We start from the raw sequence: 20997 nt of genomic DNA, 5'->3' as shown, positions 1-20997 counted from the left end.
ACTATGAGTATTGTGTTTTTAAATGGCGACTATCTGCCGGCTGCAGAGGCCCGCATCTCACCGATGGACCGTGGTTTTTTATTTGGCGATGGCATCTACGAAGTGGTGCCGTCCTACCAGGGACGCTTTGTCGGCCTGACTCCCCATCTGCAGCGGATGCTGAGTGGCCTGGAGCAGCTGAGCATTGACGCAGGCCTGAGCTTGGCCGACTGGCAGCAGCTGTTGACGGGTTTGCTGGCGAAAAACCAGAGTATGGGCGAAAACCTCGCTGTGTATCTGCAGGTAAGCCGCGGTGCTGACAGCAAGCGCGGTCACGCCTTTCCGGCCAATATAAAGCCTACGGTGTTTGCCTTTGTGTTTGAAATTCCACCGGCTCCTATCGCCGACAAAGCCAAAGCACCGCGCTACCGGGTGGTGACCGCCGACGACTTGCGCTGGCAGCGCTGCCACATCAAGTCGACCTCTTTGCTTGGCAATGTGCTGCACTACCAGCAAGGCTACGCTCAGGGCGCGCAGGAAACCGTGTTATTTAACCGTGAAGGCAATCTGACTGAAGCCGCTTCCTGCAATGTGTTTGTGGTCAAAGACGGCGTCATTGCGACCCCACCGCTGAGTACCGAGCTGCTGCCTGGTATTACCCGGCTGATTCTGCTGGCGATTTTGCGAAAATACAGCAGCTACCCGGTGGAAGAGCGCGCCATCAGCAGGGCTGAAGTACTGGCCGCCGATGAAGTCTGGTTAACCAGTTCCAGCAAAGAAGTCGCTCCTGTGGTGCAAATCAACGATCAATGGGTTGGCGATGGCGAGCCCGGCGATATCTGGCTGGATGTGCAGACGCTGTTTAGCGCCCATAAATACGAGTTTTAAACGTTAGGGCGTGTTGACGAAAGAGCCCGCTGCTGCGGGCTCTCTTGCAAAAAAAAGCTTAGTCGACCTTACGACTCAGCGACCAGCGCATGATCTCGCCCCAGCTTGGCTCTTTGCCATACATCTGCATGCCACGCAGAAAAATACGGCCCCCCAGCTGGCGCATCCAGTACAGAGTCGCCAGCAACAAGGCCAGCGACAAGCTTAGCTGCCACCAGGGCACTTCCACCATCGACATCTTAACCGGCATGGCGACAAAGGAGGTCAGTGGCAACCAGCTTAGCAAGGTCATGGCCCAACCTGTCGGGCTGTCGATCACCAGCCAGGTCAATAACAAGGGTAGCCAGGTCACCATCATCACCGCACCTTTACCACTGGTGTTGGGATCGTCAATCGAGGCAGCAATAGCCCCCATAAAACAAGCACAAAGCAACAAACCTGCCAGCGCAAAAGGGATCAGCCAGAGGATTACCCAGCCATTCAACCAGCTGAGATCCAGCCCTTCGCCGGCAAATAAAGACACCACCAGATAAAACACCAGCATAATTAAAGAGGTGGTGAGCATGGCTTTTAAAGCACTGAAGCTGTGCCCCAACACCTTGCCGTCCATCCATTGCTGCGGCGTTAAAATGGCGTACAACTGCTCGGTGACCCGCTGTTGCTTTTCGCCGGTTATGCTCATCAAAATCTGGCCAAAGGCGGTGCTCAAGCCAATCAGCAGCAAAATCAGCACGGCAAAAGCAATCATTTTCTCCGGAGTATCTTCCCCCTTAAAATCTTCGGCCAGGAACTGCCGCTGCAAGGTCACTGGGTGCTCCAGCTCGGCCAGTTGCTGCGCATCAAGCCCGAAAGCGATGGCTTTTTGCTGGCGGAAAAACCCTTGCAACTCGAGCTCCAGCTGCGCCAACCATTTGCTGGAAGATTGAGTGTGCAGCACCCAGTCCTCGCCATCGGAGGTCAGCACAGCATGCCAGGTTTGCTGCTCCCGCAGTTGCTGCAGCTGTTGCGACAGCTCAATGCTGGGTCGTTGAAACTCGAACTGGTCGGTATTTTGAATGCGAAGTTCAGCCGGTACCGCAACCCGGTAGACCGAGCGACTTTCATCGGTTAGATAAACCCAGGCAAAAACGCCCCCCATCACGGCAATCATAATCAGATAGGAAATCAGCTGCTGCTTCCATTTAAAAAACCGCAAAAACTCCCAGCGCGCGACGATCAGACTCTGACGGGAAATCATGCCACCACCTCCAACTTCACCCGGCTTTGATGTTTGGCCATCGCCTGCAAGTACAACTGATGCAGATCCGGCGTTTGCATGGCGATTTGTTCCGGCTCTATCCGCTCCAGCAATTGCCGCAGCACCGGCGCAACCTGCGCCTCAGCCTTTAACCGAATCAACGCCTGCCCAGGAGCCTGCTGCTCCAGACTGCTCACTTCAGGCAGGGCCTGCAACCACTCTATCGGCAAGGGCGTTTCGCTGCGTAGCAAGATCTGCTGCTCTGGTTTTGCTTGCTGGCGAATGTCGGCCAGACTTCCCGCCAACACCACCTCGCCTTTGGCCATCAGCACCATGCGATCGGCCAGCTTCTCGACCATTGCCATCTGATGCGCACTCAGCAGCACCGTCATGCCGTTTTGCTTAAGCTGCTTTAAAAACTCAACCACTTTTTCCTGATTGATGGGGTCCAGCCCGGAGAAAGGTTCATCCAAAATCACCAAAGCCGGCTTGTGCAGCACCGCGGCAATCAGCTGTACTTTTTGCTGGTTGCCCTTAGACAGCTGCTTTAAGTCTTCGTGTCGGCGCTCGCTGAGCTCAAACACTTGCAGCCAGTGCTCCATTTCTTGCAGAGCATCCGCCTTACTCATGCCATGCAATTGCGCCAGAAACAGCAGGTTTTTCTCGATGGATTTATCGCCGTACAAGCCCCGGTCTTCCGGCAAATACCCCAGCAGCCGACGCGGCACCTCGTTGAAGGTTTTGTCCTGCCAATGGATGCGGATCTCACCACTGTCTGGTTTGGTCATGCCGACCAGCATCCGAATAATCGAGGATTTTCCGGCGCCGTTGGGCCCCAGCAAGGCGAAGATTTCGCCACTGTCAATTTGAAAGCTGACCTGATTGACTGCAGTCACCGTGGCGTATTGCTTGGTCACTGCTTCGATATGAAGTTGCACTGTAAAGCTCCTTGCCTGACAACAAAAGCAGCACCAAGGCTAGCATTGCATCAGACAGGAGCCCATCAAAAAAGTGTTAGCAAATATAAAAACAAGCTTGTGAGCCCAACCTTAAAATCATCGGCTAAAAACCAGATGCAGCTGATTGCGGTGTTCGCTTTTGTCTTGCGCATCGAAAGGCAACACCAGATCGTCCTTGCCATTGCCAGTCAGATCGGTAATCAGCACCCGGCTGCTGTCCCGCGGTACTTCGAGATCCAGCCGCTCGCTGCGGCGGCTAAAAAGCCGGCTGCTATCAGGTGCATACAAACGCAAACGTCCACTTTCCCCCACCAGCAGGTGCTTGCGCCCTGTACCAGTTAAATCCGCCAGTTGAAACAAGGGCAAATCAAAGCGCACATTGCTGATGCTGACATCGACCCGGGCTTGTTGCCGTAAATCGGCCCGGCTGGGATAACGGCCATGCTCGTCCATCAGGAAAAAATCGATGTCAAGATTGGCATTGCCACGCAGCAACACCCGAATGATGGTGCCAACACCAATGTTGGTGCTGGGGATGTAAAAATCCTGGCGGCCATTGCCATTAAAATCCCCTATCACCACATCTATCGGGACATTGTCGGTTTTGACCCGGGTATCCGGCTCGGCATCGAACTGCAGCCCTTGCTCCGTCATGCGGCCATAATGAATGCGGTACTCGTTGTTGCGCTCCAGCGCATCGGCCATCAGCTCGCGCTCCATCACCAGATCCGGGATGCCGTCGCCATTCATATCCTGCACTGCAAAAAGCCGGTCCAGCTGTTGTCCCTGATAACTGCGGCCGGCATCGTTGCGCTGATCCAAAGTTCGCTCTGTCGACAAGGGCACTGGCCAATCCAATGCGGTTGGCTGTTCGCTGAAGCTGCCGTCATCTGCTTGCAGAAAGGCCCAGAAACGACCGTCATCCACCACCAAAAGATCCTTGCGACCATTGCCATTGCTGTCCAACACAAAGGGACGACGTGGTTGGTAATCCAGCCGGCTGCTCTGCCAGCTTTGAATACGACTGGGCAGCTGCAACCGGTAATGGCGGAAGCTGCCATCGGCTTGCTGGCGCAGCAGGTGCGACTCGGTAAAGTCCGGAATAAAAAAGTCCGTCAGCTCGCTTCCCAACTCCAGGGTAAAATTGCGCTGTCGCAGCCGCACCGGGTCGAGCACCCGATGCACCGAGCTTACTTCCAGCAGTTGCTGGTATTGGCCACTCGGTAACTGCATGTGATAAAGACCATCAAGCCCCCAAAACACCAGTTGCGGTCGTTCATAACCCGCCAGTTGAGCTTTGGTAAAAAATTGCGCCGATGGCGGAATCGCAAGAGGCTGCACTTCGTAGGCATCGCTGTCAATCAGGCTAAGCCAGCGTTGGTACTGGTTAAAACCCGACACCAGCAGATAAGGCTGCTCTGGCAGTTTCATCACACTGCCATTGGCCGGATGCTCCAGCTGCAGCTGCACCCGTTCCAGCGTCAGCTCCTCGGCCTGCAGCAGACCGATGCTGAGCATGCCAGTCATCAGTAAAGCGCTTATTTTTCTTTTAATCATGAAGTTAGCATCCAGCCGTTCAGGGATTCAGCATCAAAGGTAGCATGCAGCCTAAAAAGAACACAATGAAATGTATACCCAAGTGACCTCAAGATGCGAGTTTCAGAGTCGCTGGGCGCTTTCAGTGCAAGGCACACTGGCGACGCAATGTCGGCCACCTTGCTAGCCAGAGTAACGCCGCAGTGGAAGCACCCAGCGGCTCCCGCAGGGTGGGGCTAAAAGCGCTTTATGCGGCGTTAGCTGTTGTCGATTTGGAACCACCAAAGCTTCCAACAACTGCCTTGCCTAAAGCGCTTTTATCTCCCGCTGAAGTCCGTATCTTGAGGTTACTTGGGTATAGCTGAACAACAGAACGAAAAACGCCGGGTGATGGATCACCCGGCGTGGCAGGATAGCTTGTACGCCTGAGGTTTAACGGGCGTTGGTGCTCTCAAAGATTTTATCGGCAGATGCCGCAACAAAGCCGGTGTACAGCATGCCTGGCGCCACTTCGTAGCGACGGGCAAACTCGTAGAAACAGCTAGGAATAGTGGCCGGGCCATCGCTGAACGGCAGGGTAATCAGATCAGCCAGGGTGGAGGATTGCTCCAGCAACACCTCTTTGCTGCCTTTGATTTCGCCGCCCGAAGTATTGAGCAGAAAGCCACCGTCTTTCAGTGCCTGATTGACCTGCTCCAGCGTCTCGAAGTTTTCCAGCGCATTGACACTGACGGTAAAGTGGTTGGCACGGAAGCCCCAGGCCGCCATCCAGGCCGCGTACTCGCTTTCTGCCAGCAGGGCTTCGTAGGTGGCATGATCCATTGACCAATGGGTACCGGAGTACAAGAAGTTATCGGCAGTCACCGCATCGTCCGGGATCTGGGCAACCAGCTCAGTGACAATACGCTGCAGATTTTCAGAGCACTGCTCCAGCAACAGCTCGGAGATAAAGACCTTCGGCTGATTGCGATCCGGGTGCTCAAAATGCTTGGCATAGAGCTTTTTCGCTTCAAAATGGTACTCGCCACACTCTTGGTAGCCCACCGCTTTGAAATGCGCGGCCAGCTTTTCCAACCCGATTTTTTCCAGGTTGAAGGTCCGTAAGGCGATATGGTCATTGATGATGTCTGCCTGCTGCGAGCTTCCCAGCAGCTGATGGACACGCTTGGCAGAAGGCGTTACTTCCAGGTAGTTCTGCCACAAATTTTCGAACAGCTCATTGACGTTGCTATGCATGACGCTCACCTTACTTCTTAACTTCCAGGATGCCCCAGCGGGGCAGCTAGTATAACAAATTTGATATCAATCAATACCGGCTTAACGACGGCCTTTTTCCAGTACAATAAAGCGGGCCAGCTCGCCTTCGCTAAGTTGCAGTGCATCAGCCAGCTCAGGCTTCAGCAACAAGACGCCTTCGTGTTCATCAAAGCGAGCCTGGTCGCTGAAGCTGGCACGAAAGCCTTGGGTACCGGTATTGCTGATGGCCAGCATCTGGCCGTGATCCAGCTGCTCTACCAACCGAACCGGCACTTTCAGGCTGCTGGCCACCGAATGGATCTGACTCAGCCTGGCTTCGATGGTGGGGCCAGCATCGAACAAATCGACATAACCACGATGGACAAAGCCTTCTTGCTGCAACATTTTCAGCGCCGGTTTGGTTTGCTGATGCACCTGACCAATCACCTGCTGCGCTTCTTCTGGCAACAACCCCACGTAAATCGGATGCCGCGGCATCAGCTCGGCGATAAAGGCTTTTTTCCCCACCCCAATCAAGTGATCGGCAGTTGGAAAATCAATGGTTAAAAACAGCTTTTGCAACCAGCCCCAAAATGGCGGCTGGCCATTGCCATCTGAAACACCGCGCATTTCGGCAATCACCGTATCCGCGAAACGCTGCGGATGTTCGGCCATAAACAAAAAGCGCACTTTGGACAGAAAACGCCCGGTGTAGCCTTTGCGGTAGCTCTGACGCAAGAACAGCGTGCAAATCTCTGAAGCACCGGTGTAATCGTTGCAAAGTGTCAGCGTTTTCAGCTGATTTAGCACATTCAGCTCGGCCGAGTGATGCATCACCCTGTTTTGTTGAAAATGATAGAGTGGTGTCTCAAGCCCAACTGCCGCTTCAATACCGGTAGTACCGACAATATCGCCAGTCGCAGTATCCTCCAGCACAAACAAATAGCCCTGCTGACCCGGCTGCTCGACCTGCTGCGCAAAACTGGCTTCAGAGTGCACAATCTTTTGCTGCAGCCGACCGTCGTTGACCGGCAAGGAGGTAAAGCCAGCACCAGACTCTTCGGCAATGTGGCGCAGCGCGGCAAAATCACTGCTCTGAATAGGGCGAATCACCAACATGCGTGTTTAACCCTGCACGATTTTGGCAACTGCACGCTCAAAGCGTACCAGACCTTCACGGATATCGGCATCCGGGATCACCAGTGACGGCGTAAAACGCACCACATTGGCACCGGCCACCAGCGCCATCAGGCCTTCTTCGGCAGCCGCCACCATAAAATCGCGTGCCTTGCCGGCATAATCGGCGTTCAGCACGGCACCCAGCAGCAAGCCCTGGCCGCGAATGGTATCGAACACCTGGTATTTTTCATTGATCTGAGACAAACCATCACGAAACAGCTGCTCTTTGGCTTTTACGCCAGCCAACACTTCCGGCTGGTTGACAGTATTCAGTGCCGCTAGAGCCACAGCGCAAGCCAGCGGGTTGCCACCATAGGTCGAACCATGGGTACCTGGGACCAGATGCTTGGCAATGGCGGTGGTGGTTAACATAGCGCCAATCGGGAAGCCGCCCCCCAGAGCTTTGGCCGTGGTCAGGATATCCGGCGTTACCCCTAACCCCATGTAGGCATAAAGCTCACCGGTACGACCGACGCCGGTTTGTACTTCATCAAAAATCAGCAAGGCCTGGTGCTTATCGCACAGCGCCCGCACTTGCTGCATGAATTCAACATCGGCGGGTACAACCCCACCCTCGCCTTGCAACGGTTCAACCATCACCGCACAGGTGCGATCAGAGATTAAGGCTTTTAAGCTGTCGATGTTGTTAAACTCGGCATGCTCAATGGCTTCCGGCTTAGGGCCAAAACCATCGGAGTAGGCTGGCTGACCACCGACAGTGACCGTAAAGAAAGTACGGCCATGGAAGCCTTGTTTAAAAGCAATAATTTGATCTTTGTGCTCACCAAACTGATCTTTAGCAAAACGACGAGCCAGTTTCAGCGCGGCTTCATTGGCTTCAGCACCGGAGTTGGCAAAGTAAACTTTCTCGGCAAAGGTAGCATCGACCAAGGCTTTAGCCAGCAACAAGGCAGGCTCGTTGGTCAGCACATTGGACAAATGCCACAGCTTTTCACCCTGCTCTTTTAACGCAGACACCAGCGCCGGATGGCAATGTCCCAAACAGTTCACCGCAATACCACCGGCAAAATCGATGTACTCCTTGCCCTGCTGATCCCAAACCCGTGAACCTTCGCCCTTCACCGGAATCATCTGAGCCGGAGCATAGTTTGGAACCATCACTTCATCGAATAGTGCTCTGTTTACCTGTTGCATGAAAAACCTCACTGAATGGATTGTCGGCAGGGAACCGGAGAAAAGATACCACCGAAATTAAGATAACTTAGTGTAATCGTCATGACTGCCATTTTGCAGTATCATTCTGTACACTATTGAAAGTTATTTATTCGATTTGACCAATAAAGGTGTCGAAATGATAAGTTCGGACGATGAACAGCTGCTGGCCATCCTGCGCACCAACGGCAGAGCCAGTGTGTCGGATCTGGCGCGGGCGCTGCAGGTATCGCGCACCACCATCCAGAATCGGCTGCAACGGCTGGAACAACAAGGGGTGATTCAGGGCTATACCGTGGAGTTGGGCAGCCGTTATCTGGCCGAGCAGGTGGCCGCCCATGTCTCAATTAAAGTGAAACAAAAGCTCACCGCCCGCACCAACCTGGAGCTTAAGCACATGCCGCAGGTCGCAGCGCTCTATGCCATCAGTGGCGAATACGATTTAATCGCTGTGGTGCAAGCACAGAATACCGAGCAGCTGAGCCATATCCTGGACGATATTGGCAATCTGGAAGGGGTGGAAAGAACCAACTCCTCGGTGATTTTGGAAACCAAATTTAAGCGTTAAAGCTTTTTCTGCCAGAACACCGCCTGCCCCATGGCAGGATCCAGCTGATAGCCAGCAAAGCCAAACTTTTGGTAGCTGGCTTTGGCCACGGTATTGCCTTCCAACACTTCCAATGTCAGCTTGCAGCAATTGCGGGCCCGGGCCAGTTGCTCCACCGCCTGCAGTAATGCAGTACTCAGTCCCTGGCCGCGATAGGCTGGCAGCACCGCAATGTCGTGAATGTTCATAATGGGCTTGGCTGCAAAGGTGGAAAAGTTTTCCACGCAATTCACCAAACCGGCTGGCACCCCATCGATATAGGCGATAAAGCTAAAGGTATCGCTGCGCTCAGCCAGCCGCTCGGCCAGATGAGCCTGCACCTCATCCGCCAAGGGCTCGCCGCCCCCCATTGGGTCCAGCGCATAGGCATTAAGCAATGCAACCAGTGCCCTGGCTTGCTCTGGATCCCGATAATTTACCGCTTTTACATCCATTTCAACCGTCCTAATAACTGATAATGGTGATCACACCCAACAACATAAAAATGGCGCAGGCAGTGCGGCGGGCCCAATCGAGCGAAATTTTCTCCATCAGCCAGCTGCCGGCATACACCACAGGCACATTGGCGGCCAGCATACCAAAGGTAGTACCCCAAATCACCATCCAGATAGCGTCCTCGAAGGTGGCCGCCAGGATCACGGTGGCAATCTGAGTTTTATCGCCAATTTCAGCCAAAAAGAACAAAATGCAGCTGGCCATAAAGGCACCGAATTTGAGCACACCGGTATCCTCACTGTCGTCTTTATCGGGAATAAGCAGCCAGAGTGCGACCACAATAAAAGAACCACCCAGCAACCAGCCCTGCCAGCCTTCGGGAATAAACTGCGCCACCCAAACCCCAAGCCAGGCTGAAGCCGCATGATTTAACAAGGTAGCCACCAGAATACCGGCGATAATGGCTAATTTGGAACGAAAACGAGCAGCCAGAAATAAAGACAGAAGCTGGGTTTTATCGCCAATCTCGGCAATAGCGACTGCGGTGAATGAAGCAAGAAAAGCATCCATGGGAACGACTCAGCGGGAACTTCAACCAAAGACACGCGACAGACTCCCGCTATGGGTCTGTGGCATGTCTCAGGTCTCATCAGTTTGCAGTGCGGCTGCAAATGTTGTTGCCATGTGCATTGAGGCACAAGGATGTTGACAACAACGCCAGTCAAGATGAGCTGGCCGATTACTCCCCCAAGCGCGGTGCGGATTGTATCTCGTTGAAAATAGAGATGCAAGTGCGTCTTTTGCTGGATTAAGCACAGGTTCAGTTGTAGTCTGTTAATCTTTAATGAAGGCTAGAACTAAACCATTCTTGTTTTTGTCTCATATACTAGGGCTAACACGCCTTAAGCTATTGAATGCGTTTCAGGAGTTGATCATGTCCAATTCAGTAAGTGCTACTCAGGCAGTCTCTGCGCAGAAATCACAGCTTCGCCTGGCTGTCTCAACTTTTTGTTTAGTATTGGCCCTGCTTATCCTGACGGGCTGTGCCAGCAAGCCAGAACCGCGTATTGACTATGCCCGGGATGTGAACTTTGCCCAGTACCAGACTTTTGGCTTTTTTGAGAATCCAGAAACCAATACTGCCGAGTACCAAAGCCTGCTGACCGATCACTTCAAATCTGCTTTGCGTCGTGAAATGGAAGCTTTGGGTTACCGTTACCAGGCTGAAGAGCCACAACTGCTGCTGAATTTTGCCTCCATCACCGAAGACAGAACCGATATCCGCAGCAGCCCCTTCCGTGCCAACGTTGGTTTTGGCCGTTATGGCTACCGCTCGGCTTGGCACCTGGGTTTTCCCATCTATCAGTCGGATATCGAAACCGTGCACTACAAACAAGGCACTGTGCGCATTGATTTGGTCGATGCCGCCCAAAACCGCCTGATTTGGCAAGGGGTGCAAGAAGGCCGTCTGACCCGCGACGCGCTGAAAAATCCAAAGCAAGCAGTGGATGAAACCGTGGCTTTAATTTTTCAACGTTTTCCAACCCGACAGCCCTGAGTCAGTCAGAGCTGGATGAAAGCAGCCTGCGGGCTGCTTTTTTTGTGGCTAAAAAAAACCGGCCAATATGGCCGGTAAAGGAATTCAGGTTGCATCAGGTCCAGCACAGACCGATACCAACCCGCACTCGCACAGGAGGAACAAACACCCCTCTTTCGACAGGCTGTGCTAGTATGTCAGGCCTTAATGACAGCTTAATGACGATGCCACCCCTTTGCTGAACTTTCGCCACACCAAACAAAAACAGGTGCTGCTGATCGCTTTGCCAATGATCGCCTCCAACCTGACCATCCCCTTGCTCTCTTTGGTAGATACCGCCGTAGTAGGCCATTTGGAGCATGCCTGGTATTTAGGCGGGGTCGCCCTTGGCAGCAGTTTAATCAGCCTGGTCTTTCTATTGCTGGGCTTTTTGCGCATGAGCACCACAGGGCTCACGGCTCAGGCGCTGGGGGCCAAGCAGCAGGATGCTCAGCGTGATGCCTTGTTGCAAGGGATGCTGGTGGCAACCGGCCTGGCCTTGCTGCTGTTGCTGTTGCACCCTTTGGTGATGCCGCTGGTGCAGCTGGTTAGTCAGGCCAGCAACGAAGTGTTGGAACAAGCAGGCATTTATTTTCAGATCCGCATCTGGAGTGCCCCCGCTGCCCTGCTTAATATGGTGCTGCTTGGCTGGTTTCTGGGCTTGCACAATGCCCGTTACCCGATGATGCTGCTGATCTGGAATCAAAGCCTGAACATTGTGCTGGATCTGTTGTTTGTGCTTGGCTTTGGCTGGAAAGTGGCCGGTGTTGCGGCTGCCTCCGTTTTGGCCGATTACAGCACTCTGCTGCTGGCCTTACTGCTGGTCCGAAAACTATGGCAGCAGCATCAACTTCCTCCCTTTAGCCTGCTACAACTCAAGCAACTGACTGGCTACCCACGGCTGTTTGCCCTCAACCGTGATATTTTTATTCGCAGCCTTTGCCTGCAATGCGTCTTTGTGTTCATTGCCTTTCGAGGTGCCAGTTATGGCGATACCATCGTCGCAGCCAATGCGGTGCTGATAACCTTCCTGATGCTGGTGTCCTACGCGCTGGACGGTTTTGCCTATGCCGCCGAAGCCTTAACGGGCAAAGCCGTTGGTGCCCGTGATCCATCCGAGCTAAACACCCTGTTCCGACTATTGGCAGGCTGGGGCCTGGTGTTGGGTCTTGGCTTTAGCGGCCTGTTCTGGCTGGGTGGTCCTACCCTGATTACGCTGTTAACCAGCATTGAAGAGGTTCGGCAACAAGCCAGTCTGTTCTTGCCCTGGCTCTATGGCTTGCCGCTGATTGCGGTCTGGAGCTACCTGCTGGATGGCATCTACATTGGTGCGACCAAAGCCAGGGCCATGCGCAAAAGCATGCTGCTGTCCTTTGCTGGTTTTGTGCTCTGCTACGCTTTGCTGCAGGGACTGGATAACCATGCACTCTGGCTGGCGCTGTCACTCTTTATGCTGCTGCGGGGCCTGACGCTTGGCTGGCCTTTGCATCGTGGCGGCGCTCATTTCTTAGTGAACCATTAAAAAAATTCAAGTTGTGCAATTTTCAGCCGACAACCTGGATAAGCTATACTGCATTTGAAACACGAGGCACTGATTATGGCAATTGCACCTATCCCCCCCAAAGCTGCCGAGACCAGCAGCAAGCAAGAGGCAGCCCCTAAATCCGAACTGGATAAAGCCGTTGCGGATCGCGCTGCCAAAGAAACAGCCAAGAATGCCCAGAATGCAGCTATTTTGGCAGCCAACGAGCAGGTCAGTTTGAAAGCCAACAGCGAAAGTCTTCGCTTGCTGTACAAAACCGCGCTGGAGGCCATCAACAAAGAGCTGGAGCCGGTACTGGGCGAAAATGCCGCCCAGAAAACCTACGACTCCGGTATTGATGTTTCACCAGAAGCAACCGCCGAGCGCATTGTTAGCTTTGCCACCAAGTTTTATGGCCGCTATGAAAAAATGACACCGGATATGGATGAGCAAGAGCGGCTGGACAGCTTCTTAAAGATCATTGGCGGTGCCATCGATCAGGGCTTTAGCGAAGCCAAAGACATTTTAAAAGGCCTGAATGTGTACGAAGGTGAGATTGAAAGCAATGTCGATGCCACCTACGACTATGTACTGAAAGGCCTGGCACAATTCCGTGAGCGGATGGAAGAGTTGATGCAGAAAGAAAGCAACGATAAACCCGCGGTTTAGCAGCCAAAAAAAACCGGGCCAACGAGCCCGGTTTTTCATGGTCATACCTTCACAATTTATAAATTGTCTTCAAACAACTTAAAGATACGGCGGTATTGATCCAGCCAGCTGCTGGGCTGGACATAACCGTGATCTTCGACCGGATAAATCGCCGTTTCAAAATGTGGGATTTCCAGCTCTATAAAGCGCTGTACCAACCGCACCACATCCTGGAAGAATACATTACGATCGACCATAGGCGCACTGATCAGCAGCGGGTAACGCAAGCCTTCTGCAAAGTAAATCGGCGAACTGCGTTCATAAGCAATGGGATCAATGTCCGGCGTGTTCAGGATATTGCTGGTGTACGGGTGATTGTAATAGGCCCAGTCGCTAACCGGGCGCAGAGCGGCGCCAGCTCGGAACAGTTCCGGCTCGTTAAACATGGCCATAAAAGTCATAAAACCGCCGTAGGAGCCACCGTAAGTACCAACCCGGTTGCGATCAACATGAGCGTTCTCCACCATCCAGTTGACGCCATCCACCAGATCTTCCACTTCCGGCGTGCCCATTTGCCGGTAAATGGCGGTGCGCCAGTCACGGCCATAGCCTTTCGATGCCCGATAATCCATATCCAGCACCACGTAGCCATGCTGCGCCAACAAATTGTGGAACAAGAACTCGCGGAAATACACCGACCAGCCCAGATCGCTGTTTTGCAGGTAGCCGGCACCGTGGTTAAAGATCACCGCTCGGTGGCGCTCGCCCTGGCCGTGGTTTTCCGGTAAATACAGCTTGGAGTAGATAGGATCGGCCTGATGACTTGATGGCACAGGCACAATCTTAGGTGCTTGCAATGGCAAGGCTTTGAAGGCATCGGAAATGGTATAAGTCAGGCGCTGAACCTCAGCCGCAGGCTCGGCTGACGTGACATACAGCTCATGCGGTTTCAGGTTGTTGGAGTAACGCAACAACAAGCGGCTTTCATCCGGAGACAATTGAAAGTCAACGGCACCTGGCAACTGGGTCACTTGCTGCAAGCTGTTGTTGCTAAGCTGCAACCGAAAGACATCGTACTGGCCTGGGTGATTGCGGTTGCCTTTAAAGTAGACAAAACGGCCATCGCGGGTCAGGACCGGGTTGGCAACTTCAAAAGTGCCTTCGGTCCGCTTTTGTGGCCGGCGCTGATCCAGTTGCTTGGTATAGAGGTGGGAAAAACCACTTTCTTCCGACAGGAAGTAGATGGTATCGCCGGCAGGCAGCCAGCCAAAATCATTGAACGCGTAATTGACCCAGGCCGGATCGTGCAACCGGTGCTGTGGCACCAACCGTTTGTTGGCAAAGTCGACTGTAGCCAGCCAGCGGTCCTTGTTGTCAAAGGCTTTCAGCATCACAGCCACTTCGGTGCCCTGCGCATTCCAGCGCATGGCACTTTGAGTCCAGTACCAATCAGTCATCAGCCCAATATCGCGAATGATTTTTTCACTGCGGTAACGCTCACCACGAGCCCGGGCATTCTCGGCTTTCACATCTTTCAGCACGTCTTCGTTGTAGCCAGGCAAACGGCTGTAACTGAGCACTTGCTGCTTGCCATCGCTTAAGTCAACCAGGATCAACTCCTGCGGCAAAGGTTTGAAATCATGCACGCGGGCCCGAACCGACTCGGCAATGATGTCACCACTTGGCGTGATGTAATTGGGCATGATGTCGCGATCGTTGCTGCTTTGCTGCTCACGAACGGCCACCAGCAGGTAGTTGCCCTGCGGCGACAAGCTGGCATCAACAATGTGCTTGTTGCGGCCAACGTAAATGCTTTGCGGCGGCATCGCCGGGTTTTGTTGTTTCAGGGTTTGCTCTTGCTGATGGCGCTCTTGCTGGTTGCGGTGTTGCAACGCAATAAAATCGATCAGCTTGTGCTGCTCTTGTGCCAGATAGCTTGCAGGCACGGCCGGTGCTTTCGGTGCATCTTCGGTTCGGATACTGAACAATTGCTCGGTCAGACCCGTCTGCGGGTCAACCGCAAAATACTGCCAACCGGTGCGGTAAGCCAGACGACCATCGGTCAGAAACTGTGGATCGCGCTGCGCATCCTGGGTACGGGTCAACTGACGGATGGCACCACTTTCGCTGTCATGGACAAACAGATTGCCCTGAAAAATATAAGCCTGCAGCCGGCCATCGCTGGAGTATACAGCGTTGGCCGCTCCCATTTGATGCAGCTCGGCCAAAGGCACCTGCTCGCCGTTGTCCCGGCTGCTGTCGTGAATTGAGCGACGATACCAATCGCGAAGCTCACTACCTTCACGTTTGCGCTGGTAATAAATGAACTGGCTGTCGGCCGACCAGAACTCATTTTCCGCCTGACGTCCCAGCCAGTCTGGGTGCGCCATAATCTGCTCCATGGTCAAGCGAATGCTGGCATCGCCCGGATAAACCGGATCCAACTGAATGGTTTCAACAGCGTAGGTTCTGGGTTCTGACTTGGCCTGCACAGGCGCAGCCAGCAGCGAGGCACCGGCCAGCGCCATGGCCAGCAAGGAAATCGATAATGGTTTCATAGTGGTACTTTTTTGGTTGTTAGACGTATGGACTATGCGCCTTTATACAAAGGCTACCGTCTGGATGCAAGCAAAGCAGGACTAAGAGGGGAAGAAACAGGTTTAATCGCAACAGTCAGACGCCAGCAGACGACGACTGTTGCAAACTGACAGAAAGATTAAGCCGCGACCAACTCACGACTGACTTCAGCAAGGCGATGCTCCGCTTTTTCCAGTGCTTTGGTTGCCGCTTCTTCGCCCAGATTCAAGCCCTCGGCATAGATAAAGTGCTGCTCACTCAAGCCAATGAAGTTGAAAAATTGCTGTAAGAATGGGGTTTGGCTGTCGGCTGCAGTGCCCTGATACAAGCCACCACGAGTCGCAAAGACCACCACAGGCTTCGCATCCAGCAAGCCAACCGGACCTTGTTCGGTGTACTTGAAGGTAACACCGGCACGGGCAACCCTATCCAGCAACGCCTTCAACTGCGATGGAATGCCAAAATTGTACATTGGCACCCCCAGCACAATGGCATCTGCTTGCTTAAAGCGTGCAATCAAATCATCGGAGTGACGCGCCAAAGCGGCTTGCTGCAAAGTACGCTCTTCTTCCGGCGTCATCCAGGCCGCAATTTCATTCATTTCCAAGTGTGGCAGTGGCTCTGCATTCAGGTCCAACCTATCCAGCTGCACCCCAGACGGCAAGGTTGCTAAAAAAGAGGCCACCAGTTGGCTGGATTTTCCGGCTTTACCGCTAATGGAACTTTCAATCACCAATACAGTTTTCATCGTGTTGTCTCCTATTTAGGCTATGTGGCAATGATAAAGGAATAAAACAGAATGAAAATCGCATTTAATCGCCATAATCATTCTAAAAAATGAGATAAACCCAATGGCGTTTTCTGGCCGTATAAGGCACAACGACAACCATGACGATGCAACACAACCTGGAAATTACAAATGATGTTGAACTCGGCATATGTTCAAAGGCATGATGGAAGTACGACTTCATCAACAGAGCCTACCATGTTACCAAAGGATGAGACCACGGCTAACGTTCGCACCGGCCAATGGGAAGATGCGCTTGGCTACGTCGCAGTTCATCAGGATAAAGCTGCCTACTCGGAGCTGTTCCGCTATTTTGCGCCCAGGCTAAAAGCCTTTGGCATGAAAATGTTTGGCAATGAGCAGCAGGCATTGGAAATGGTGCAGGACACCATGCTGAATGTCTGGCGCAAAGCCCGCCTATTTGATCCTAGCCGGGGCTGTGCATCGACCTGGATTTTTACCATAGCGCGCAATGTTCGCTTTGATATGTTGCGCAAAAAGCAAAGTCGCAAAGACGACATCAGTGCCGACGATCTTTGGTACGACGGCAACTACCCGGAATTGGAAGATTCCGGCAGTCATCAGTGGGATACCGTGCTGATGACTGAAAAATTGGCTCCACACTTCGAACGACTGCCTGAGGCACAGCGTCTGGTGATGGTTAAGGTGTATTTAGAAGAAAAGTCGCATCAGGAAGTATCGGATGAGCTGGCGATCCCACTGGGCACCGTCAAATCCCGAATTCGTCTGGCGCTGGATCGTTTGAGAGAGGCACTCGATGACACACGCAGTTAAACATCATCCGGGCATTCCGTTACTGGAACAGTACATTGAAGGCACGCTGGAAGCAGACATTGCTCTTGCAGTCGCTGCCCATATTGACTTGTGCCCGCATTGCCAACAACTCTGCCAGGATTTAACGGCGGAGCAGGGCTTGCAGCTGGAGCTGACAGCGCCGACCAGTTCGATGGACAGCACTGATTTTGATGGCATGCTGGCCGATATTCTGGCCGAGGCGCCACTCGAGCCATCCGCCACCACAACCAAGCAAGCAACTCATGTTCAAGTCCAGTTGAAGGACAAAACCTTTACCGTGCCCAGAGCTCTGGCTCGACTGGTAAAGCAGCAGACCAAGTGGACCCAGCTTGGCAGTATTGCCACCAACAAGCTTCCGGCTGGTGATAAACGTCATGTGTCTTTGCTCTACATCGACAAAGATACCGCCATTCCGCAGCATACCCACAAAGGGCTGGAAATCACTTTGGTGCTTAGTGGTCAAATTGTGGATGAACAAGGCAGCTATGGCGTCGGCGACTTGCTGATCAACACCCCAGACGATACCCATACGCCGCGTACCTTGCCCGATGAAGACTGCCTGTGCCTGTCGGTGCTCAGTGCACCGCTGCAGTTTAATAAGGGCATCACCCGCTTGCTGAACCCCTTGCAGCACTTGTTTTACTAATCAACATCCGACCTTTGGGGCCAGTTATTACTGGCCCTTTTTTTTAGCTAATCAGCGCCATGCCACCCTTCAGGTTGTACAGTTGGCGAAAGCCTAGTCGTGCCAGTACCTGACAAGCCACCAGGCTGCGGTTGCCAGTGCGGCAGACCATCAGCAGAGGCGTATCCTGCTGCCAGTCCGCATGGCTGAGCCTATGGCACAACTTCGACAAAGGCACCTCCAGCACGGTACAAGCCGCTGGCAAGTAAGGCGCTAAAGCACCGGCACTTTGCTCATGCGGTTCGCGCACATCAATCACCTGCAAATCAGTATGCTGCTGTACAAACTCAGCCAACTGCTCCGGTGCAATGGTCGCCTTCGCATCGGTTGGCATCACTTCAACCAGGCCACAAAAGTGTTGCTCCAGTGCTTGCAACTGGCGAGCCTGAGCATTGGCAGCTTGCTGCCAGTCTTCGACCGGCAACGCATCTTGCAACAAAGCCTGCAGCAATGGCTGCTCCTCGCAGGCAATGGCCAGGGTGGTGAAAAAACGCTGGGCGTAATCGTGACTGGACAGCAAAACTGTATCCGGCTGAACCAAAGTCTGCAGCTGCTGCAAACTTTGCTGCAATGCTTTGGCATCGCCACCGGCCAAATCTGTTCGTCCTACCCCACCCGGCAGCAGCAAATCCCCGACAAAGGCGGCTCTGAGTACCTGCTGTTGATACAACAAATAGCTGTTGGCACCAGGGCAATGACCCGGCGTATCCAAACGCTGCAAGCGGTACTGGCCACAGCTGAGCGAGTCGCTGTCTACCGGCCAGCCCAATGCATCGGTCGGGTGACGACAATCCAGCTGCAGCAAAGTACAGAGCTCGGAGCGCACCGACGCATGATCCGGATGTTGATGAGTGTCCAGTACTGCTTGCAGCTGCAATTGCTGGCCCTTGATCATCGCCTGCAAACGCCCCAGCAGTGGCAAGGCCGCATCAATGACGACGGCGGCCCTGGTTTCAGGACAAACCAGCAGGTAGCTGCATAAGCCTTCGTGCTTTAACTGAGTCAGGCCTTTGGTATGCCACTCCAATGTTGGGGTGGCGTCGGTCAGCACCAGGCAATGCTTTTGCACCACAGCAGCCAACTCCAGGATCCGCTGGCAGGCTTGCTGGCACTCAGCTGACGTCATAGCCGGACCAAAGGACAAACGAATGGAACCCTGCGAGCGCCATGCTTCCAGCCCCATCGCATCCAGCACAAAGCTACTGGGCACTTTGGAACTGCACGCCGAGCCTGAGCTGACCCGGATGCCGGCAGCATCAAACAAGTCCATGATGTCTTTGCTGTAAAAGCCCGGCACTGAGAAATTAATGGTGGTCGGCACGGCGTAGGGGGCATCGCTGTTGAGCACCAGCTCAGGAAAAACCTGGCGTAAGGCTGTCAGCAGCTGATCCCGGTATTGCCAAAGCCTTGATGCCGGCTGAAATACCGAGCCCTCGGTTTTCAGCAATTCGGAGAAAATGGCATGCAGCGCAGCGACACCGGGTAAATTCTCGGTACCAGAGCGCAAACCGCTCTCCTGCCCTCCGCCCACAATCAATGGCTGATAATGCGCGCCGGCACGGACGTACAAAAAACCGATGCCTTTGGGAGCATAGAGTTTATGGCCACTAAAAGGTGCATAGTCAATGCTGGTCCTTTGCAGATCCAGCGTCATTTTCCCCAGCGCCTGCACGCAATCGACCAGCCAGGGAATGTCGGGACGGTGCTGGCGGATACAGACTTCCAGCGCCGCTAAATCTTGCATTACGCCGGTCTCGTTATTGGCCGCCATGGTGCAAATCACTGCAGCTTTTGGCAGGTGCTCGGCAATAAAACGCTGGCACAAGCGCCCATGCCGATCCACCGGGATGGCGCAAAGACTTGCTTCCAAACCCAACAATTCATTCCAATGTTGCAAACTTTGCGGGACCGCTTTGTGCTCTGTGGCGCCATACAACAGCAGGGTGCCAGCACCTGTTCTGCCTTCGGCTTTCGCCTTGGTCAGCGCAGACAACACAGCTGCCTGTATACCCTCAGTGGCACCGGAATTAAAAACAACCTCGCCGTTACCGGCACCAATCAACTGACGGGCCAACTGACGGGTAGCTTCCAGCTCCACTTTGGCTTTAATGCCTGTAGCATGCACACTGCTGGGATTGCCAAAGGATTGCATCATATGATGCTGCACAGCGGCAGCAGCGCATGGCAACACCGGCGTGGTTGCATTGTTATCCAGGTAGATTTCAGTGCGTTTTAAGGGCAAGTTTGCAGTCATAACCACTCAGCATATAACAAAAAGGAATAACATATTCCTTTTAATGATACTGTGCTTTGAGACAGAAAAAAACCGCCGGAGCGGTTTTTTTAGCGGTAGACTGTTATTCCATTAAATCCTTGGGAATGCTGGCCCTTAAGCCAGACCAAATCTTACCGCTTTCCCAACCGTATTTCCGCACCACGGCAATCACTTCATCGTGACGACCGGCTTCGGCATACGCCAGCAGCTCTTTGTAGTACAAGCGTGCCAGCTCACGGGCTTCTGGCTGGGAAAAATAAAAGCGGGCGATCTTGGTGTACAAACCGCGAAAACCATTCAGAATCAACACATAAATGCGGTTGGATGAATGCAGCGCCAGCTCATGATTGAGTTCATAATCAAAGTCCGCAAAGGCTTCTGCGCTATCCGGCAACTGATCGGCGCCGGCAAAGGCCGCCATGGCTTCTTCCCGATGCGTTTTAATGGCACCACGAATGTAAATGGCGCTGATGTTGGTGCGCGCCGACAACAGCTCGTTGACCAGATCAGGCATCTGATCCTGATCCAACCGAGCCAGGGTTTCCAAAATGTTCAGACCTGAGGTTTCCCAGAAATTATTCACTTTGGTGGGTTTGCCATGCTGAATGGTCAACCAACCATCCCGGGCCAGACGCTGCAGTACCTCACGCAAGGTGGTTCGGGTGACACCAATCAGCTCAGAGAGCTCGCGCTCTGCCGGCAAAATTGAGCCTGGGGCAAATTTGCCATTCCAAATGGAGTCGACAATGTATTCTTCAGCAAAACCGGCTGGGCTTTGTGCTTTGATTAGGTTGGTCATCCGGGAAGATCCACCTTTGCTGTGTTGGCATTCAAAAATATCGACTGATTGTACCAGAGAACAGCCAGTTAACAAGTAGCACT

The 20997-nt window shown here is 53.3% G+C and carries 19 protein-coding genes; 7 read left to right on the top strand and 12 right to left on the bottom strand.

Annotation, left to right across the window (positions count from 1 at the left end; genetic code table 11):
• Positions 1-3 precede the first annotated feature (3 nt).
• Positions 4-867, top strand: coding sequence for a D-amino acid aminotransferase (locus Q3O59_RS04100; RefSeq protein ID WP_305944355.1), 864 nt, complete (start codon positions 4-6; stop codon positions 865-867).
• A gap of 58 nt (positions 868-925) precedes the next feature.
• Here Q3O59_RS04100 and Q3O59_RS04095 read toward each other — a convergent pair whose 3' ends face one another.
• The 6 genes from Q3O59_RS04095 to Q3O59_RS04070 form a co-directional block, all read right to left on the bottom strand.
• Positions 926-2104 carry an ABC transporter permease gene (locus Q3O59_RS04095; RefSeq protein WP_305944354.1) on the bottom strand — a complete coding sequence of 393 codons (1179 nt, stop codon included), beginning with the start codon at positions 2102-2104 and terminating at the stop codon, positions 926-928.
• Positions 2101-3042 (bottom strand): ABC transporter ATP-binding protein, encoded by a 942-nt coding sequence (locus Q3O59_RS04090; RefSeq protein WP_305944353.1) that lies wholly within the window; start codon positions 3040-3042, stop codon positions 2101-2103. The genes Q3O59_RS04095 and Q3O59_RS04090 overlap by 4 nt, the downstream gene beginning before the upstream one ends.
• 117 nt (positions 3043-3159) lie before the next feature.
• Positions 3160-4620, bottom strand: a complete 1461-nt coding sequence (locus tag Q3O59_RS04085) for an FG-GAP repeat domain-containing protein (protein ID WP_305944352.1) — start codon at positions 4618-4620, stop codon at positions 3160-3162.
• A 411-nt stretch (positions 4621-5031) separates the two neighbouring features.
• Entirely contained in the window at positions 5032-5835 is an 804-nt protein-coding gene (locus Q3O59_RS04080; protein ID WP_305944351.1) for a DUF1338 domain-containing protein, read from the bottom strand.
• A gap of 81 nt (positions 5836-5916) precedes the next feature.
• Entirely contained in the window at positions 5917-6954 is a 1038-nt protein-coding gene (gene astA, locus Q3O59_RS04075) for an arginine N-succinyltransferase (protein ID WP_305944350.1), read from the bottom strand.
• 6 nt (positions 6955-6960) lie between these two features.
• Positions 6961-8169: an aspartate aminotransferase family protein gene (locus Q3O59_RS04070; protein ID WP_305944349.1), complete on the bottom strand. Its 1209-nt coding sequence runs from the start codon at positions 8167-8169 to the stop codon at positions 6961-6963.
• Between the two features lie 157 nt (positions 8170-8326).
• On the opposite strand from Q3O59_RS04070, the gene Q3O59_RS04065 reads away from it, so the two are divergent.
• On the top strand, positions 8327-8755 hold the full coding sequence (locus Q3O59_RS04065; RefSeq protein WP_305944348.1) for an Lrp/AsnC family transcriptional regulator: 429 nt from the start codon (positions 8327-8329) through the stop codon (positions 8753-8755).
• Here the strand turns inward: Q3O59_RS04065 and Q3O59_RS04060 are convergent.
• Both Q3O59_RS04060 and Q3O59_RS04055 read right to left on the bottom strand, forming a co-directional pair.
• Positions 8752-9228 carry a GNAT family N-acetyltransferase gene (locus Q3O59_RS04060; RefSeq protein ID WP_305944347.1) on the bottom strand — a complete coding sequence of 159 codons (477 nt, stop codon included), beginning with the start codon at positions 9226-9228 and terminating at the stop codon, positions 8752-8754. The genes Q3O59_RS04065 and Q3O59_RS04060 overlap by 4 nt on opposite strands.
• A gap of 10 nt (positions 9229-9238) precedes the next feature.
• Complete coding sequence (locus Q3O59_RS04055) at positions 9239-9799, bottom strand: TMEM165/GDT1 family protein (protein ID WP_305944346.1); 561 nt, start codon at positions 9797-9799, stop codon at positions 9239-9241.
• Positions 9800-10163: 364 nt separating this feature from the next.
• Between Q3O59_RS04055 and Q3O59_RS04050 the strand changes: the two genes are divergently transcribed.
• From Q3O59_RS04050 to Q3O59_RS04040, 3 genes are all read left to right on the top strand, one after another.
• Positions 10164-10787, top strand: a complete 624-nt coding sequence (locus Q3O59_RS04050) for a DUF4136 domain-containing protein (protein ID WP_305944345.1) — start codon at positions 10164-10166, stop codon at positions 10785-10787.
• Positions 10788-11001: 214 nt separating this feature from the next.
• A complete protein-coding gene (dinF, locus tag Q3O59_RS04045; protein WP_305944344.1) occupies positions 11002-12327 on the top strand; it encodes an MATE family efflux transporter DinF in 1326 nt (441 codons plus the stop codon).
• Between the two features lie 75 nt (positions 12328-12402).
• Entirely contained in the window at positions 12403-12996 is a 594-nt protein-coding gene (locus Q3O59_RS04040; protein ID WP_305944343.1) for a DUF5610 domain-containing protein, read from the top strand.
• Positions 12997-13052: 56 nt separating this feature from the next.
• Here Q3O59_RS04040 and Q3O59_RS04035 read toward each other — a convergent pair whose 3' ends face one another.
• Together Q3O59_RS04035 and Q3O59_RS04030 are read right to left on the bottom strand one after the other, a co-directional pair.
• On the bottom strand, positions 13053-15533 hold the full coding sequence (locus Q3O59_RS04035; protein WP_305944342.1) for a S9 family peptidase: 2481 nt from the start codon (positions 15531-15533) through the stop codon (positions 13053-13055).
• Between the two features lie 158 nt (positions 15534-15691).
• The gene (locus Q3O59_RS04030; protein ID WP_305944341.1) at positions 15692-16300 is read right to left on the bottom strand and encodes an FMN-dependent NADH-azoreductase; all 609 of its coding nucleotides are present in this window, start codon (positions 16298-16300) and stop codon (positions 15692-15694) included.
• A 237-nt stretch (positions 16301-16537) separates the two neighbouring features.
• Between Q3O59_RS04030 and Q3O59_RS04025 the strand changes: the two genes are divergently transcribed.
• Positions 16538-17134, top strand: a complete 597-nt coding sequence (locus Q3O59_RS04025) for a sigma-70 family RNA polymerase sigma factor (RefSeq protein ID WP_305944340.1) — start codon at positions 16538-16540, stop codon at positions 17132-17134.
• On the top strand, positions 17118-17801 hold the full coding sequence (locus Q3O59_RS04020) for a ChrR family anti-sigma-E factor (protein WP_305944339.1): 684 nt from the start codon (positions 17118-17120) through the stop codon (positions 17799-17801). The genes Q3O59_RS04025 and Q3O59_RS04020 overlap by 17 nt, the downstream gene beginning before the upstream one ends.
• A gap of 43 nt (positions 17802-17844) precedes the next feature.
• Here the strand turns inward: Q3O59_RS04020 and Q3O59_RS04015 are convergent, their stop codons facing one another.
• Both Q3O59_RS04015 and fadR read right to left on the bottom strand, forming a co-directional pair.
• On the bottom strand, positions 17845-20094 hold the full coding sequence (locus Q3O59_RS04015; protein ID WP_305944338.1) for an aminotransferase class V-fold PLP-dependent enzyme: 2250 nt from the start codon (positions 20092-20094) through the stop codon (positions 17845-17847).
• Positions 20095-20197: 103 nt separating this feature from the next.
• Positions 20198-20914, bottom strand: coding sequence for a fatty acid metabolism transcriptional regulator FadR (gene fadR, locus Q3O59_RS04010; protein WP_228593049.1), 717 nt, complete (start codon positions 20912-20914; stop codon positions 20198-20200).
• Between the last annotated feature and the right edge of the window lie 83 nt (positions 20915-20997).

Source organism: Alkalimonas delamerensis (assembly GCF_030717955.1).
Taxonomy (GTDB): Bacteria; Pseudomonadota; Gammaproteobacteria; order Enterobacterales; family Alteromonadaceae; genus Alkalimonas; species Alkalimonas delamerensis.
This window is presented reverse-complemented; position numbering and strand designations above follow the sequence as displayed.

Bases quoted from the DNA above. Each gene is read 5' to 3' on its own strand.
- Q3O59_RS04050 (WP_305944345.1), top strand. From the start codon at position 10,164: ATGTCCAATTCAGTAAGTGCTACTCAGGCAGTCTCTGCGCAGAAATCA.
- Q3O59_RS04040 (WP_305944343.1), top strand. From the start codon at position 12,403: ATGGCAATTGCACCTATCCCCCCCAAAGCTGCCGAGACCAGCAGCAAG.
- Q3O59_RS04030 (WP_305944341.1), bottom strand. From the start codon at position 16,300: ATGAAAACTGTATTGGTGATTGAAAGTTCCATTAGCGGTAAAGCCGGA.
- astA (WP_305944350.1), bottom strand. From the start codon at position 6,954: ATGTTGGTGATTCGCCCTATTCAGAGCAGTGATTTTGCCGCGCTGCGC.
- Q3O59_RS04060 (WP_305944347.1), bottom strand. From the start codon at position 9,228: ATGGATGTAAAAGCGGTAAATTATCGGGATCCAGAGCAAGCCAGGGCA.
- Q3O59_RS04065 (WP_305944348.1), top strand. From the start codon at position 8,327: ATGATAAGTTCGGACGATGAACAGCTGCTGGCCATCCTGCGCACCAAC.
- Q3O59_RS04020 (WP_305944339.1), top strand. From the start codon at position 17,118: ATGACACACGCAGTTAAACATCATCCGGGCATTCCGTTACTGGAACAG.
- Q3O59_RS04055 (WP_305944346.1), bottom strand. From the start codon at position 9,799: ATGGATGCTTTTCTTGCTTCATTCACCGCAGTCGCTATTGCCGAGATT.
- fadR (WP_228593049.1), bottom strand. From the start codon at position 20,914: ATGACCAACCTAATCAAAGCACAAAGCCCAGCCGGTTTTGCTGAAGAA.
- Q3O59_RS04035 (WP_305944342.1), bottom strand. From the start codon at position 15,533: ATGAAACCATTATCGATTTCCTTGCTGGCCATGGCGCTGGCCGGTGCC.
- Q3O59_RS04015 (WP_305944338.1), bottom strand. From the start codon at position 20,094: ATGACTGCAAACTTGCCCTTAAAACGCACTGAAATCTACCTGGATAAC.
- Q3O59_RS04025 (WP_305944340.1), top strand. From the start codon at position 16,538: ATGTTACCAAAGGATGAGACCACGGCTAACGTTCGCACCGGCCAATGG.
- Q3O59_RS04095 (WP_305944354.1), bottom strand. From the start codon at position 2,104: ATGATTTCCCGTCAGAGTCTGATCGTCGCGCGCTGGGAGTTTTTGCGG.
- Q3O59_RS04080 (WP_305944351.1), bottom strand. From the start codon at position 5,835: ATGCATAGCAACGTCAATGAGCTGTTCGAAAATTTGTGGCAGAACTAC.
- Q3O59_RS04070 (WP_305944349.1), bottom strand. From the start codon at position 8,169: ATGCAACAGGTAAACAGAGCACTATTCGATGAAGTGATGGTTCCAAAC.
- Q3O59_RS04085 (WP_305944352.1), bottom strand. From the start codon at position 4,620: ATGATTAAAAGAAAAATAAGCGCTTTACTGATGACTGGCATGCTCAGC.
- Q3O59_RS04100 (WP_305944355.1), top strand. From the start codon at position 4: ATGAGTATTGTGTTTTTAAATGGCGACTATCTGCCGGCTGCAGAGGCC.